Here is a 15,227-nt window from a genome sequence, read left to right as displayed (position 1 = left end):
ATCCGCAAGGAAACTCCCCGTGCAGAAAGTCACGTTTCCAAACAAAGTCTTACCCTTTTTCCTGCTGGCCCCGCAGATCATATTGACTGTGATCTTCTTCTTCTGGCCAGCCAGTCAGGCAATTTATCAATCCTTCATGCGCGAAGACGCGTTCGGATTGAAATCCACATTCGTTGGACTTGCCAATTTTACGAATGTGTTATCCGACCCCAATTACCTGCATTCCGTTCAGGTCACGATTGTCTTCAATCTTCTGACTGCGTTTGTAGCCATGGGCGCAGCCTTGCTGCTTGCAACGGCTGCTGACCGTGTCATTCGCGGCAAGACATTTTATCGTACATTGCTGATCTGGCCCTATGCTGTAGCCCCCGCTGTTGCAGGCCTGTTGTGGCTGTTCATGTTCAACCCAGCGATGGGCACACTTGCCTATCTGCTGCGCAGCAGCGGCTTTGCATGGGATCCTCTGCTCAATGGCAATCAGGCGATGGCGATGATTGTCGGTGCAGCCGCATGGAAACAGATCTCCTACAATTTCCTGTTTTTTGTCGCGGGCCTTCAGGCCATTCCAAAATCACTGATCGAAGCTGCTGCCATTGATGGCGCGCGCGGCGCGCGGCGATTCTGGTCGATCGTGTTTCCGCTTCTGGCGCCAACCACATTCTTCCTGCTGGTGGTCAACACGGTTTACGCCTTCTTCGACACATTCGGCATCATCCATGCTGTAACCGGCGGCGGCCCTGCCAAAGCAACCGAAACTCTGGTCTACAAGGTTTATAATGACGGTTTCGTCAATCTTAACCTCGGCTCTTCATCGGCGCAGTCAGTTATTCTGATGATTATCGTGATCGCCCTGACCGCATTCCAGTTCCGCTTCATTGAGAAGCGCGTGCATTATTCGTGAGTGAGGCGAGAATGATTGAAAAACGCCCAGTCTCCAATCTGATCGGCCATTTGATCCTGATCATCGGGATCATCATTGTTGCCTTTCCGATTTATTACACCTTCATCGCGTCAACGATGACATCTGGCCAGATCATCCGTCCGCCAATCTCGCTCTTGCCCGGCGGGCATATGATGGAGAACTATAACGAAGCCATATTCGGCGGCGTTGAACGTGTTGTTGGCGTCAGTCTTGAACGGCTTTTGTGGAATTCATTCGTCGTTGCCATGCTGATTGCCGTTGGCAAGATCATCATCTCCTTCATGTCGGCGTTTGCGATTGTATTCTTTCGCTTTCCATTCCGCATGTTCTTCTTCTGGATGATTTTTGTTACACTGATGCTGCCTGTCGAAGTGCGTATTCTCCCGACCTATAAGGTCATCGTCGATCTCGGTTTGATTGACACTTACGCTGGTCTGACATTGCCTTTGATGGCATCGGCAACGGCAACATTCCTGTTCCGGCAGTTCTTTCTCACCATTCCCGGTGAGTTGGTAGAAGCTGCACGCATCGATAATGCAGGTCCATTTCGCTTCATGCGTGATATTCTGCTGCCGCTGTCGAAGACGAACATTGCTGCCCTCTTCGTCATTCTCTTCATTTATGGCTGGACCCAGTATCTGTGGCCGCTGCTCGTGACCAATGACGCAAAGATGAACACCATTATCATCGGCCTGCGCCGTATGGTGGATTTCGCCGATGCTTCCACACCGTGGAATTACGTCATGGTCACGGCCATTCTGGCTATCATACCGCCTATTCTCGTGGTGGTATTGATGCAGCGCTGGTTCGTCAAAGGTCTCGTTGAAACGGAAAAATAATGAGCAAGATCATTCTTGATAATGTCCGCAAAAGCTATGGCGGCGGTGTTGAAGTCATCAAAGGCGTTTCGCTGGATATTCAGGACGGCGAGTTCGTCGTTCTTGTTGGGCCTTCAGGCTGCGGAAAATCCACGCTTCTGCGCATGATCGCAGGACTTGAAGGCATCAGTGCTGGTACAATTTCCATTGGTGACCGCATCGTCAACGATGTCGAACCAGCCGAACGCGACATCGCAATGGTGTTTCAGAACTATGCGCTCTATCCGCATATGACTGTTCGCGAAAACCTCGCCTATGGTCTGAAAAATCGCAAAACACCCAAAGACGAAATCGAACGCCGCATCAACAAGGCCGCAAAAGCGCTTGAAATTGAACAGTTTCTTGATCGCAAGCCGCGCCAGCTTTCGGGCGGTCAGCGTCAGCGCGTTGCCATGGGTCGCGCTATCGTGCGTGAACCGGCTGCATTCCTTTTCGATGAACCGCTTTCAAACCTCGATGCAAAACTTCGCGTACAGATGCGCGTTGAGATCAAGCGCCTTCAGCGTGCACTCGGCACAACCAGTGTTTACGTCACACACGATCAGATGGAAGCCATGACCATGGCTGATCGTCTCGTGGTATTGAACGCCGGCAATATTGAGCAGGTTGGCACCCCAATTGAGCTTTATGAAAAACCGGCTTCGACCTTCGTTGCCACTTTCATCGGTTCACCATCGATGAATCTGCTCGAAAAGAGCGAAAGCACTGTCTGGCAGCCGGGTAAAGCGGTTGCGCTTCCTTCGGAGAAGTACACTTTTGGTGTGCGTCCTGAAGATATTCGTATCATTGAGAACGGTGAGCCTGACGCAGATGGCTTCAACACGGAAGTACGTATTGATGCGATCGAATTGGTTGGCGCCGAAAGCTATATCCATAGCTCTCTATCCGATGGCAAGCCGCTGATCTTCCGCGTTGCTGGTCGCTCAGAACATTCCATCGATGAAATGGTCAAAATCGGCGCTTCTGCGAAAGACGTTCATATTTTTGGTGCCGATGGTCGCCGCGCGAGCAACTAATTTCAATATCGGGCGTTCTGCATTTTGAGCGCCCGATATATAAGAAATCGCTTCATTTTAGCATTTTCGTTTTCTTTGTTATGCGCTACACGAAATAGAATATTTTTCTCCTTCCGAGGAACGCGCATTCGATGACCCATCCGCAGATACTGTCCTTTGCAGTGATCATTCTTATGATGGGGGCATTTATCTGGGGCAGATTTCGCTACGATATTGTAGCTCTCTGCTCGCTTTTATTGGCTGTTGCCGTTGGCGTCGTCCCTTATGATCAGGCTTTTACCGGTTTCAGTGATGGCATCGTCATTATCGTGGGCAGCGCGCTGATTGTGAGTGCCGGAGTGGCACGCTCAGGCCTTATGCAAGACGCGGTTCAGCGATTTCTGCCGGATATAAACAGCGTTCGATTGCAGCTCGCGGTTCTTGTTGCCATTGTTACAGTTTTATCGGCATTCGTGAAAAATGTTGGTGCATTGGCAATTATGATTCCGGTTGCGTTCCAGTTTGCGCGCCGCTCCAATGTCTCGCCATCAACCTTCCTGATGCCAATGGCGTTTGGTGCGCTGCTTGGTGGCTTGATGACGCAAGTGGGCACCTCACCCAACATCGTTGTGTCGCGCATTCGCGGTGAAATGGTCGGTCAGCCCTTCACGATGTTCGATTTCACCCCCGTCGGCGCTATACTCGCCAGTGTAGGTCTGATTTACCTTGTGACTTTTTATTGGCTTGTGCCACAGCGCACGCGCGAAAACATTTCGCTCAACGAAGCGATTAAGATCAAAAACTACGCCTGTGAAGCCAGTGTGCTTGCCAATTCTCCTGTTGTTGGTAAACGCATCAGTGATCTGATCAAGCCAGCTGAAGGCGAGGCGATGGTAACATCGATCGTTCGCAAGAACAGCCGCATTACACCTTTGCCCGATACCGTGATTGTTGAAAACGATGTCGTGCTGCTTGAAGGCGATCCGAAAGCACTGGACACCGTTGTAAGTTCTGGAAAACTCACTCTATCGAAAAACAGAAACCCGTCTGAAACAAGCGGTTCAACGGAGATCGAAACCGTTGAGGCTGTTATCGGCACCAATTCCCGCCTGGTCGGCCTGAACGCACAACAGCTTGATATCTACGCGCGCTATGAGGTCAATCTGCTCGCAGTCAGCCGGCCCGGCCAGCGTATTTCAGAACGGCTGAGTGAGGTACGTCTAAGCTTTGGGGATGTGGTGGTTCTGCAAGGCAGACAAGCCAGCCTTTCAAACTTCCTGACCGAATCTGAATTGCTGCCATTGGCACGACGCAAGCTGATGCTTGGAAGTGTCCGGCGTGGCCTCGTCCCGCTTACCATTCTCATTGCTGCAATTGGTGCGACGGCATTGAGTATCGTGCCTGTCGCGGTTGCATTTTTTGCCGCGGCCGTTGCTATGCTGCTATTCAAAGTCATTCCGATCAACGAAGTCTATGATGAGATCGACGGCCCAATTCTGGTGATGCTTGCGGCCCTGATACCTGTGTCTGATGCTTTGCGAACAACGGGAGGCACTGAGCTGATCGCACAATGGCTGTCAAACATTGGTCACCAATTGCCGCCTGCTGGCGCACTGGCGCTCATTCTGGTGACGGCCATGATGGTCACGCCTTTTCTCAACAATGCCGCAACGGTGCTGGTTATGGCTCCGATTGCAACGAGTTTCGCAGCGGGACTGGGCTTTAAGCCGGAAGCCTTTCTTATGGCGGTAGCGATTGGCGCGGGGTGCGATTTCCTCACCCCGATCGGACATCAGTGCAATACGCTTGTGATGGGTCCCGGCGGCTATAAGTTCAGCGATTATCCCAGACTTGGGCTGCCATTATCGATCATTATCGCACTTGTAACAGTGCCTGCGCTGATGTTCTTCTGGCCGCTACGGTAACTCGGCCGCCATCGAACGGATCCATTCAAGGCTTTCTGAAACGATTTTCTCAATAGGATCGATAACATCTGCGCGGAATACCATGGGTTCGCCGACCGGGCTTTCGAGGGTGGCAAGTTGGCTTTCCAGCATTGCTAATGGCATGAAGTGGCCGGTACGGTGGCCCATATGTTCATGCAGAACTTCAAAACTGCCATCGAGAAAAATGAACAACAGCGGTCCATGTGCAGCCTTCCGAAGGCGCTCACGATAGCTTCTCTTAAGCGATGAGCAGGATATAATGATTCCGCTTTCAGCCGTTGCAAGACGCTCTGCGATGAGGTCAAGCCAAGGCCAACGATCATCATCCTGCAACGGAATTCCAGCCACCATTTTATCGACATTGGATTGTGGATGCAGGCTGTCACCTTCAAGAAAAGGCAGATGAAGGGCTTCTGCCAGCCTTTCCCCGACTGTCGATTTACCGGAGCCGGAAACGCCCATGACTATTATATGCAATCCCGACATGCTCAGAATGTCTCCAACTCAAGATTAACGCGTTGTGCAGCGCCGACCACATGCTTTCGCATGACGTCTCGCGCCTTTAAAGGATCGCGCTCGGCAATCGCATCGCGGACTGCTTGATGCTCCTGAATTGTGATTTCAACGATCTCTTCGAGAACCGCACGCGCCCGCGCGGCGCGAATGGCCTGGCTAATACGCTCTGCAATAAAACCAAGAACGAGAGGAAAATATTCGTTATGCGTGGCACTCGCCAATGCGCGGTGAAATGCCAGATCGGCATCAATGCCTTCATCGGCCCATTTCTTGTGGCCACTCATTCCTGCGAGCGCTTCATCCAGCTTGCACATGTCCTCAGCCGTGTGATGCACAGCCGCAAGGCCAGCAGCCTCAATCTCAAGTGCCATGCGCAGCTGAAACAAGCTGCGGAAATGATCGCGGTCGGCAAGCGTTTCAGGCTCAATACGAATCGCTTGACGCCGGTCGGGTTCGGTAACAAATGCGCCAACCCCCTGTCGCGTTTCAATCAGCCCCTCGCTGCGCAGTTGCGCAATAGCCTCGCGAATGACCGAACGGCTAACGCCAAAACTTTGGGCCAAACGATGTTCGGTTGGCAATTTATGCCCAGGTTGCCAGCTACCTTCGGTTATCTGGCGCACAATCTCAGAAGCAATACGGGCGGGAAGCTGTTCACTCCGTCTGATTTCATCGAACAAGGCGTTCTCCCATAATGTCCTGACACTCGACCGCTATTGAAGCCATTGATATTTGACCTGTTATGGTTCTGCAATGTGAAACACTATTTCATGTCGAAACCGCATTTGGTGCATAAAACTGTTTTCAAAGCAGGTATATACAGTTATCAGACAACCAGACAATAAATTCGGATTCAATTCAATCCGGATTTCTGAGTTGAGGAGATATTGCCAAATGGGAGGACTATCCGTGCAAGACAAGCATATTCTGAATTCATCCACCATCCTGCCCGAAGATAGTGCATCGGCAGTTCTAATCGGCCGGGTGTGGTCAAAGGCTGAAAATGGTCCCTGCCCCGTTTTGGTCGCCAATGGCCATGTGCATGATCTCTCTCAACTTTCCGCAACCGTTTCCGGCTTGCTCGAACGTAAAACACTGGTCGATGAGCTCAAGGATGTCAGCCGCTTTGCCGATCTTGGCGCTCTAGACGATTATCTTTCCGGCGCAAAAGGCGAATTGCTGGCGCCCATCGATTTGCAATCAATCAAAGCGGCAGGCGTCACTTTCGCCGACAGCATGCTTGAGCGCGTGATCGAAGAACAGGCAAAAGGCGATCCGACGCGCGCGCGCGAAGTCCGTGATCGGCTTGCACCAGTGATTGGCGACAGTCTGCGCGGCGTCGCCGCCGGTTCCGAGAAAGCTGCACAGGTCAAGGCGCTGCTTCAGGAAATGGGCCTCTGGTCGCAATATCTGGAAGTCGGGATCGGTCCCGATGCTGAAATTTTCACCAAGTCGCAGCCCATGTCTGCGGTTGGCTGTGGTGCCACGGTTGGCATCCTGCCGATCTCGCAATGGAACAATCCTGAACCGGAGGTGGTCCTGGCTGTGGCTTCGGATGGCCGCATTGTCGGTGCAACACTCGGAAATGACGTCAATTTGCGTGACGTCGAAGGGCGCTCAGCGTTGCTTCTCGGCAAGGCCAAGGACAACAATGCATCCTGCGGAGTTGGCCCGTTCATTCGTCTTTTCGACGGAAACTTCACCATGGATGTTCTGCGCAAGCTCAAGCTTTCGCTCAAAGTAACCGGTAGCGATGGTTTCGAAATGACCGGGGAAAGCCCAATGGAAGCGATCAGTCGCGATCCGGAAAATCTTGCCGGGCAAATGATGAACCGTAACCACCAATATCCTGATGGTGCCGTTCTTTTCCTCGGCACAATGTTTGCCCCCGTCAAAGACCGTCGTGGAGCAGGTCAGGGCTTCACACACGAAATCGGCGACAAGGTGGAAATCTCTACGCCTAAGCTCGGATGTCTCGTCAATTGGGTGGATCGCACCGATAACTGCGCCGAATGGACTTTTGGTATTCGCGCTTTGATCCAGAACCTTCAGAAGCGCAATCTGCTCGACAAGATTTAAAATAATAAGGCCGCATATCAGATTTGATATGCGGCCTTTGAATTAGCTCAGCGGAATAGTATTTCCGTCTTTTGATGACTGATACGCGCCGGACATTGCATCATATTGTGCGCGAATTGCATCCAGTCGCTTTTCCAGCCGCTGACGATCCGGCTCCGGCAGCGATGCCACCATTTTTGGAATTGAATGGCTGTGCCAGAAGCTATTATCGCGGTTGTAGCCACCCGGCTCTAATGTGAAGACCTCTTTGAGGATTTTCAGATCATGCGGGATCGAAAACGCATCGCGTGAATCCTCATGGCTGAACAGATAATAAAAATTATCAAACCCGCTCCACGTAATCGCCGAAAGGCACATAGAGCATGGCTCATGCGTGGACAGGAAAACCATATCTTTGGTGTTGGGGCGCCCCTGCTCCGGCATTTCATAAAAGCGTTTGAGCGTGTGCACTTCGCCATGCCAGAGGGGATTTTCGGTTTCATTATTCGTTTCAGCCAGCACCAGAGATAAATCTGACTTGCGCAAAAGTGCAGCACCAAACACCTTGTTGCCTTTTGCAACGCCCTGTTGGGTCAAAGGAATGATGTCTTGTTCAATGACATCAATTAGCTTCTCAAGCAGCTTAAATTCATCCGGTGCCATCATCTGAACTCCCAAATAAAGCAGATAGAAAAACGCCGGGGTATTGCCCCGGCGTTTATTGTTATTCTGGGAAAAATGCGAAGCGGATCACAAACAATGCCGCTACAATCCATGTTGCCAGATGCACCTCGCGTGCTTTTCCGGTGACAGCTTTGAGCACAACATAGGTGATGAAACCAAAAGCAAGACCGTTTGCAATCGAATAGGTGAATGGAATTGCAAGTGCCGTCAGAGCGGCAGGCGCTGCTTCTGTGATCTCGTCCCACTTGATTTCTGACAACTCACGCATCATCAGGCAGGCAACATAAACAAGTGCCGGTGCTGTGGCATAGGCAGGCACGGAACCTGCCAGCGGTGAAATGAACAGCGCAGCAAGGAACAGCACAGCAACAACAAGTGCTGTCAAACCTGTTCGGCCACCAGCCTGAACGCCGGATGCGCTTTCGACGTAAGCGGTCGTTGAGGATGTGCCGAGCAGTGAGCCGCCGAGGATGGCTGTGCTATCTGCAAACAAGGCCCTGCCAAGCCGATTTGGCTTACCCGGTTCGATCAGGCCGCCGCGCTTTGCAACACCGATCAGCGTACCGGTCGCGTCAAAAACTTCGACAAGCACGAAAACCAGAATCACATGCAGAATGCCGGTATGCAAGGCACCCATGATATCAAGCTGCATGAATGTCGGCATGAGACTTGGAGGCGTGTCGAACACACCATTAAACTGCGTAATGCCGAGCGAAATCGATGCAATGGTAACAACGAGGATACCGATCAGAATTGCGCCGCGAATTTTGAGCGCATCCAGAGCTGCGATGATGAAAAAGCCTGCAATCGCCAGAAGCGGACCGGCACCATGCAAATCGCCAAGACCGACCAGTGTTGCCGGATTAGCAACAACAATGCCTGCATTCTTAAGACCGATCAACGCCAGAAACATGCCAATACCGGCTGCAATGGCGCTGCGCAATGATTGTGGAATACCCTCAACCAGCCAACGTCGAATACCTGTTACGGTGAGGAGCAGGAAGATGACACCAGAGATGAATACCGCGCCAAGCGCCTGTTGCCATGAAAAGCCCATAGCGCCCACAACTGTGAAGGCGAAAAAGGCATTCAGGCCCATGCCCGGAGCCATGCCGATCGGCCAATTGGCAACAAGTGCCATGACGATCGAACCCAATGCCGCCGCAAGACAGGTTGCAACGAAAACCGCGTTGCGATCCATGCCCGTGCTGGACAAAATATCAGGATTGACGAAGATGATGTAAGACATGGTCAGGAAGGTCGTCAAACCGGCGATAACTTCCGTTCTCACCGATGTGCCGTGTTCCTGCAACTTGAACAGCTTTTCCAGCATGGTCCCTCCAGGGCAAAAGCTCGCTTTCCATAACACCAATGAATGACGCAACGCGAAAGAGAACGCTCAGCCACTTTTAATCAGTGCAATCTATTGCGAATGCCGTATTTGTTAACCGCAGCCACATAACAGCAAGCGGATTTGTTCCCCATACACCCAATACGATCAAAAACACAGTTCTGCCGCAAGAATGCCTGTTTATTAACGTGATTTAGTTTGGACCGAGATTTTGCGCTGCGCCAGCCGTCCATTCAGGCTTTATTTTTTGAAAGAGCTTCAAAAATGACAGATGCCCAACGTTGATCTTCTAAGACTATCTAATTGTTTATCATAACATTTTTAACAAAATTGCGGTGCCATACATGCCAAGCGCAAAGAATGTATGCGCAACCAGATTCAGCACTCTCACCGTGCGCGCGTTGGGCAATCGCGATGCTGCCCAGCCGATTCCCAAGCCCGGCTGTAACAAAAACCAGCCTGCAGCCACTGTCAGGAGACCAAATATCCATGCCGGAAGAAATGCTGGATTCGCGAACCATACACTGCCGGCATAAAGCGCAAAAATAACGCCATAAAGAATACCAACGGCATAATGACCAATCCAGCCCAAAGCGACCTCATGCGCATAGGGCCGGGATGCAGCAATGTCATCGTGAAATATCTGCCCGTCGCGCAAATGCCAGAACCAGCGGCCAACAAGACCCCAATTCGGGCGCGACTGACCGGGAAACTGCGCAAGCGCAAGCGCCCAGACATCCATAACAATCGTCGCACCGATGCCGATTATTATTCCATTGAGAATGAGATTGATCATGGGAAGGCCTTACACAACATCGGGTAGCCACATAAGCGTGTGGCTACCCGATGTGCAAGCCTTAATATTTAATATTCCGTTTTGGGCTAGAGCCCGCAATACATTCCAATTACGATAATGCCTTACGTATGGGACAGTATACAATTACGGAATGAAAGCTTCTATCTAATCAGCAGTGATGATTTTCGATGCTAAACTATCTTTACATCTATAAAGAAGCGTAGCTTCATCGCTGCCCCCCCACACAAATACAGGTTACAAGAGCTGCATACATAAGCAAGAGAAGAACGTCCCAATTTAATGGGTGTTTTGTCTCAAAAAGAAAAAATTGACTCTGGAACAGAAACGCAATCAACGCGCGATATCAAAATGCTTTAATGGAATGATCTATAATAAGCCATTTTTAAAAACAAAAGCGCCGGGACTGGAGGACCGACGCTTTGTTATATTGATTGAATTTCACTTTCGGGGCGATCGATTGTGAGCCGCACCATCAGTGATTACTTACCGAACACTGCGCTCTGAATCTGCGAACGCGATACGCCGATGTCGGCAAGAAGATGATCGTCCATCGCACCAAGTTCACGCATTGCACGACGGCGGGAAACATACTGCTGGAATTTCTGACGAATGTTCATTTCTTCTCTCCTCGTTGGATGCCTCATAAATAGTCTTTTGCACAAAATTCCACCACGGATATGATTGCAAATGAGGCATGCATTTTCGGTGGAGCTCGCTGCCTTAAAAAGGCAGCTATCCCCTGCACCATAGGCTGCACAGCGAAAGCATGCCGCAGCAAAATGGGTTCATTGAATGTTTGCAAACCGACGGTAATTAAAGCAGTTTAGAGCGAGTGTCATCTGCGCGATCAAGCGCGATAAACTTTAGGTCAGTTTTTCGAAATTCCACAAAATTGCCTTTTGCTAAATCGGCTTTAATCGATTAATCCGATCCGCGGAGGAAACTATCCTTGGCCCATATTCGGACATCACAATGCTTTACGGTATTTTCCTCGCATTCGCTTCCTATGCCGCATTCGCTGTAAGCGATGCCTGCGTCAAGTTTTTGGACGGCACACTCTCCCCTTATGAAGTTGCCTTCTATGGTGCCGTTCTGGGTATACTTGCCATTCCCTTTACCAAAAAGCCCGGCGACGAATGGCTGGACATGTTCAGGACAACCAATCTCAAGCTTTGGCTGTTGCGAACACTGACCGCCGCGATGGGGGTGATTGGCAGTGTAGTCGCCTTTACCCATCTTTCCATGGCAGAGGCATTTGCACTCATCTTTCTGCTGCCTGCTTTCGTTACAATCCTTTCCGTGATTTTTCTCAAAGAGCAGGTAGGCTGGCGCCGCTGGCTGGCAGTTATCATCGGCTTTATCGGCGTTTTGGTGGTTCTGCGTCCGGGGTTCCGCGAATTATCGATTGGTCATCTTGGTGCGCTTGGCGGAGGCCTCGGCGGTGCGTTCAGCATCGTTATTTTTCGCGCTATGGGAAAAAAGGAAAAGCGCATCTCGCTTTACACCGCCGGTCTGGTCGGGCCGATCCTTATCTGCGGCGCGCTTATGATCCCGAGCTATCAAACGCCATCCGCCATTCAATGGACCTATCTGGCAGGTTATGGCCTGCTGGCAGCATTCGCCAATATTCTTTTGATGCTTGCCGCACAGCGTGCGCCAGCCAGCGCCATTGCATCTCCGCAATATAGCCAGATGCTCTGGGCCATTTTATTTGGCTATTTTATCTTTCATGATCGCATCGATCTGCCAATGCTCATCGGCATCGTTTTGATCACCATCTCCGGCCTGTTTACTTTCGTCCGTGAACGCCAGCGCGGAATTGAAGGTCCGGCAGCCGTGGCAACCTCTGACCCCTCCTCGGCTTTGGCCGAAGATAAATAGACCGCAATTCTTCAAAGGCGGGTCGCACATTTTGGGCAGCCGCGCTATTGGAAACGGGTAAATAACTGATACAGCTGAGCGAGAGTCTCTCGCCAAAATTATATAATGGTGGCTGTCTGAATGCTTGAACATACGCCTTTGTTTATGACAGTCGCCGTTATTGCGGCCTTTCTGGTGGGATTATCGAAAGGCGGACTGCCATCTGTCGGCACATTATCAGTGCCATTGATGGCATTGGTTATTTCGCCTGTGACAGCCGCAGCCCTCTTATTGCCGATCTATGTCGTAAGTGACATGTTCGGCCTCTATCTTTACCGGCACCATTTTTCAGCGCGCAATCTCGCTATTCTCACACCCGCAGCCATTGTTGGCGTCGGATTGGGCTGGCTGTTCAGTTCACATCTTTCAAGCACTTTCATCGGCATGCTTGTGGGCTTAGTGGGCCTGTTCTTCTGCTTCAATGTCTGGATGGGCGCGAAATATCGCCGTAAGGCGCGCAAGGCCGATATTCCGGGAGGCACTTTCTGGGGAATTTTGACCGGACTTACCAGCTTTGTGTCCCATTCAGGTGCGCCGCCATTTCAGATGTATGTACTTCCTCAACATCTCGAAAAGCTGGTTTTCGCAGGCACATCGACCATTCTCTTTGCCATCGTTAATGCTGTTAAGCTGATCCCTTACTGGCAGTTGCAGCAATTCTCCAATCTCGATTGGTCGCTGGGCCTGTGGTTGTTACCAGCAGCAATCATCGGGACCTTTATTGGTGCAAAGCTTACGCGTGTCATGCCGGATGGCCCGTTTTTTCTGCTGGTACAGATCACACTTTTCGGTCTGTCGATTAAATTGATAGCCGACTGGGTTTTGCCATTCTTCTCGATTTAGAGCACAATCCAGAAGCAGACCCATCGTGCAGCGCTCGACAAGCAATGACTGCGAACAACGGAGGCAAATCATGGTCGAACTGGTCAATAATATTGAAAATATCGAATTCATCATCTCCAAAGCACGGGAGTATGACGTTCAAGTGCCTGCGGTGGACGAATCTTCCGGCTCCAATGCAGCAGATGATGGTGATGTCGACATTCTGGATTCCTCTGTCGACAACCCGACCCGAAAGGAACTGATTGCGGCCATCCAATCGCTAAATGAAGATGAACGCATCGAATTGCTGGCGCTGGTCTGGGTTGGTCGTGGTGATTTCAGCGCTGCGGAATGGGAAGAAGCCCTCTCGACAGCCGGAGATCGTCACAATGGACGTGAAGCGAAATACCTGCTCGGTATTCCTCTTTTAGGTGATTACATCGAAGAAGGTCTGGAAACGCTCGGCATCGAATTCGGAGCCTACGATAATGAATAAGAAAATTTGATTGTTCCATTCTTTCTTCTGTTTTGACCTCGTCATGAATGGAAGGTAGTTTCCGCAAAGCGAAAAATGCGACCCAAAAGCGAAGCCGTATTTGGGAAAGGTGCATCGTTTAGAATACGAAATGAATGCGCATAATGCGTCGTCGGGAATGGGCGAAATGGCGTCCCTTAAAATCAAATCAGCACCCATGGAGGACTTCATCATGCTTCAGAAAAATCTGGATCAGAAAACGGATTTTTATATCGACGGCGCGTGGCAGGCTCCGTTGGAGGCAAAAACAATTGAGGTCATCAATCCGGCAACTGAAAAACCTTATGCGGTTATTTCTGCGGGTTCGGCTGCGGATATTGATCTTGCTGTCGCTGCTGCACGCAAAGCGTTTCCACTATGGAGCGAAACGCCCGCTGAAGAACGCATTGGTTATCTGCGCCGTATTGTGGATGTTTATGAACGCCGCCTTGAGGAAATGGCACAGGCGATTTCCAAGGAAATGGGCGCGCCGATCAAACTTGCGCGCGAGTCTCAAGCCGCTGCGGGACTGTCGCATACAAAGGCTTTTATCGCTGCATTCGAGAATTTTGAATTCGAGGAAATTCTTTCGCCCAAGCATCCCAATCAGACAATCGTACACGAACCGATTGGCGTTTGTGGCCTGATTACCCCGTGGAACTGGCCGATGAACCAGATTTCACTCAAGGTTATCCCGGCTCTTGCCGTGGGCTGCACGGTTATCCTCAAGCCATCCGAAATCGCTCCCATGTCGGCCATGCTCTTTGCCGAATTTATCGATGAGGCCGGGCTGCCAAAAGGCGTGTTCAATCTTGTGAATGGGGAAGGTCCGATCGTTGGTGAAGCAATGTCGCAGCACCCGAATATCGACATGATGTCTTTCACCGGCTCAACGCGTGCGGGTACGGCTGTTTCGCGTGCAGCGGCTGCGACGGTGAAGCGTGTTTCGCTGGAACTTGGTGGCAAGTCACCTAACATCGTGTTTGCGGATAGCGATCTCGAACAGGCCATCAAACGCGGTGTAAACCATTGCTTTGAGAATACAGGCCAATCCTGCAATGCGCCAACGCGTATGCTGGTTGAGCGTTCGGTCTACGAAAAGGCGGTCGAGTTTGCGAAAAAAGCAGCCGAAAATACCAAGGTCGATGATCCGGCAAAGGAGGGCGAACATATCGGCCCCCTCTCCTCATCTGTTCAGTTTGAAAAGGTTCAAACAATGATCCAGAAGGGCATTGATGAAGGTGCGCGTCTGGTTGCCGGTGGAACAGGCCGTCCGGACGGTATTTCTGAAGGCGATTTCGTCAAGCCAACAATCTTTGCAGATGTGAACAATGATATGAGCATTGCGCGCGAAGAAATCTTTGGCCCGGTTTTGGCGATGATTCCTTTCGACACGGAAGAAGACGCCATCGCGATTGCCAATGATACGCCTTATGGTCTTGCTGCTTATGTTCAGACCGGCAATGCGGATCGGGCAAAGCGCGTTGCGCGAAAGCTGCGCGCTGGCATGGTTCAGATCAACGGCACATCGCGCGTTGCCGGAAGTCCGTTCGGCGGATACAAACAATCAGGCAATGGACGCGAAGGCGGCAAATGGGGTCTGGAAGACTTCATGGAAGTGAAGCTGATCAGCGGCTGAAATACACCCACAAAATAAAAGAAAAGCGCCGGGTCTCCGGCGCTTTATTTATCTGTGATTCCTGCCAGCTATAATAAATGGCGTAATGGGCGGATGATATATATGTACCCCCGAACCTGTTCCTTGATGGACCCAAAGCGACTTTAGCATTCGGCCGGCAAGGAA

Annotated in this window: 15 protein-coding genes; 9 read left to right on the top strand and 6 right to left on the bottom strand. The window is 51.0% G+C overall.

The annotated features are described in order from the left end of the window. The first annotated feature begins 19 nt into the window (after positions 1-19). From ugpA to VBH83_RS02680, 4 genes are all read left to right on the top strand, one after another. Positions 20-901, top strand: a complete 882-nt coding sequence (gene ugpA, locus VBH83_RS02695) for a sn-glycerol-3-phosphate ABC transporter permease UgpA (RefSeq protein ID WP_265984090.1) — start codon at positions 20-22, stop codon at positions 899-901. Between the two features lie 11 nt (positions 902-912). After that, positions 913-1,761 carry a sn-glycerol-3-phosphate ABC transporter permease UgpE gene (ugpE, locus tag VBH83_RS02690; RefSeq protein ID WP_265984088.1) on the top strand — a complete coding sequence of 283 codons (849 nt, stop codon included), beginning with the start codon at positions 913-915 and terminating at the stop codon, positions 1,759-1,761. Beyond that, entirely contained in the window at positions 1,761-2,816 is a 1,056-nt protein-coding gene (locus VBH83_RS02685) for a sn-glycerol-3-phosphate import ATP-binding protein UgpC (RefSeq protein ID WP_265984087.1), read from the top strand. Before ugpE ends, VBH83_RS02685 begins: the two co-directional genes overlap by 1 nt. Positions 2,817-2,947: 131 nt before the next feature. Continuing rightward, entirely contained in the window at positions 2,948-4,720 is a 1,773-nt protein-coding gene (locus tag VBH83_RS02680) for an SLC13 family permease (protein ID WP_265984085.1), read from the top strand. On the opposite strand, the gene VBH83_RS02675 is transcribed toward VBH83_RS02680, so the two are convergent. Then, a complete protein-coding gene (locus tag VBH83_RS02675) occupies positions 4,712-5,227 on the bottom strand; it encodes a gluconokinase (RefSeq protein ID WP_396996187.1) in 516 nt (171 codons plus the stop codon). The genes VBH83_RS02680 and VBH83_RS02675 overlap by 9 nt on opposite strands. A gap of 2 nt (positions 5,228-5,229) precedes the next feature. After that, positions 5,230-5,937, bottom strand: a complete 708-nt coding sequence (locus VBH83_RS02670; RefSeq protein WP_265984082.1) for a FadR/GntR family transcriptional regulator — start codon at positions 5,935-5,937, stop codon at positions 5,230-5,232. Positions 5,938-6,151: 214 nt separating this feature from the next. On the opposite strand from VBH83_RS02670, the gene VBH83_RS02665 reads away from it, so the two are divergent. Beyond that, a complete protein-coding gene (locus tag VBH83_RS02665; RefSeq protein ID WP_265984080.1) occupies positions 6,152-7,336 on the top strand; it encodes a fumarylacetoacetate hydrolase family protein in 1,185 nt (394 codons plus the stop codon). A 42-nt stretch (positions 7,337-7,378) separates the two neighbouring features. Here the strand turns inward: VBH83_RS02665 and VBH83_RS02660 are convergent, their stop codons facing one another. The 4 genes from VBH83_RS02660 to VBH83_RS02645 all read right to left on the bottom strand — a co-directional run bounded on the left by VBH83_RS02660 (position 7,379) and on the right by VBH83_RS02645 (position 10,784). Then, positions 7,379-7,978: a deaminase gene (locus VBH83_RS02660; protein ID WP_265984473.1), complete on the bottom strand. Its 600-nt coding sequence runs from the start codon at positions 7,976-7,978 to the stop codon at positions 7,379-7,381. Positions 7,979-8,039: 61 nt separating this feature from the next. Beyond that, positions 8,040-9,332: an NCS2 family permease gene (locus VBH83_RS02655; protein WP_265984079.1), complete on the bottom strand. Its 1,293-nt coding sequence runs from the start codon at positions 9,330-9,332 to the stop codon at positions 8,040-8,042. 328 nt (positions 9,333-9,660) lie between these two features. After that, on the bottom strand, positions 9,661-10,146 hold the full coding sequence (locus VBH83_RS02650) for a DUF2938 domain-containing protein (RefSeq protein ID WP_265984078.1): 486 nt from the start codon (positions 10,144-10,146) through the stop codon (positions 9,661-9,663). 500 nt (positions 10,147-10,646) lie between these two features. After that, entirely contained in the window at positions 10,647-10,784 is a 138-nt protein-coding gene (locus tag VBH83_RS02645) for a DUF1127 domain-containing protein (RefSeq protein WP_084486677.1), read from the bottom strand. A 355-nt stretch (positions 10,785-11,139) separates the two neighbouring features. Here VBH83_RS02645 and VBH83_RS02640 point away from each other — a divergent pair, with 355 nt between their 5' ends. The 4 genes from VBH83_RS02640 to VBH83_RS02625 all read left to right on the top strand — a co-directional run bounded on the left by VBH83_RS02640 (position 11,140) and on the right by VBH83_RS02625 (position 15,062). After that, a complete protein-coding gene (locus VBH83_RS02640) occupies positions 11,140-12,048 on the top strand; it encodes a DMT family transporter (RefSeq protein ID WP_265984072.1) in 909 nt (302 codons plus the stop codon). 120 nt (positions 12,049-12,168) lie between these two features. Next, on the top strand, positions 12,169-12,930 hold the full coding sequence (locus VBH83_RS02635; RefSeq protein WP_265984071.1) for a sulfite exporter TauE/SafE family protein: 762 nt from the start codon (positions 12,169-12,171) through the stop codon (positions 12,928-12,930). A gap of 70 nt (positions 12,931-13,000) precedes the next feature. Beyond that, positions 13,001-13,405, top strand: a complete 405-nt coding sequence (locus VBH83_RS02630) for a DUF3775 domain-containing protein (RefSeq protein ID WP_265984069.1) — start codon at positions 13,001-13,003, stop codon at positions 13,403-13,405. A 211-nt stretch (positions 13,406-13,616) separates the two neighbouring features. Next, positions 13,617-15,062: an aldehyde dehydrogenase family protein gene (locus tag VBH83_RS02625; RefSeq protein ID WP_396996183.1), complete on the top strand. Its 1,446-nt coding sequence runs from the start codon at positions 13,617-13,619 to the stop codon at positions 15,060-15,062. Positions 15,063-15,227: the final 165 nt, after the last annotated feature.

The sequence above is a fragment of the Ochrobactrum sp. S1502_03 genome (assembly GCF_044435015.1).
GTDB lineage: Bacteria > Pseudomonadota > Alphaproteobacteria > Rhizobiales > Rhizobiaceae > Brucella > Brucella chromiisoli.
This window is presented reverse-complemented; position numbering and strand designations above follow the sequence as displayed.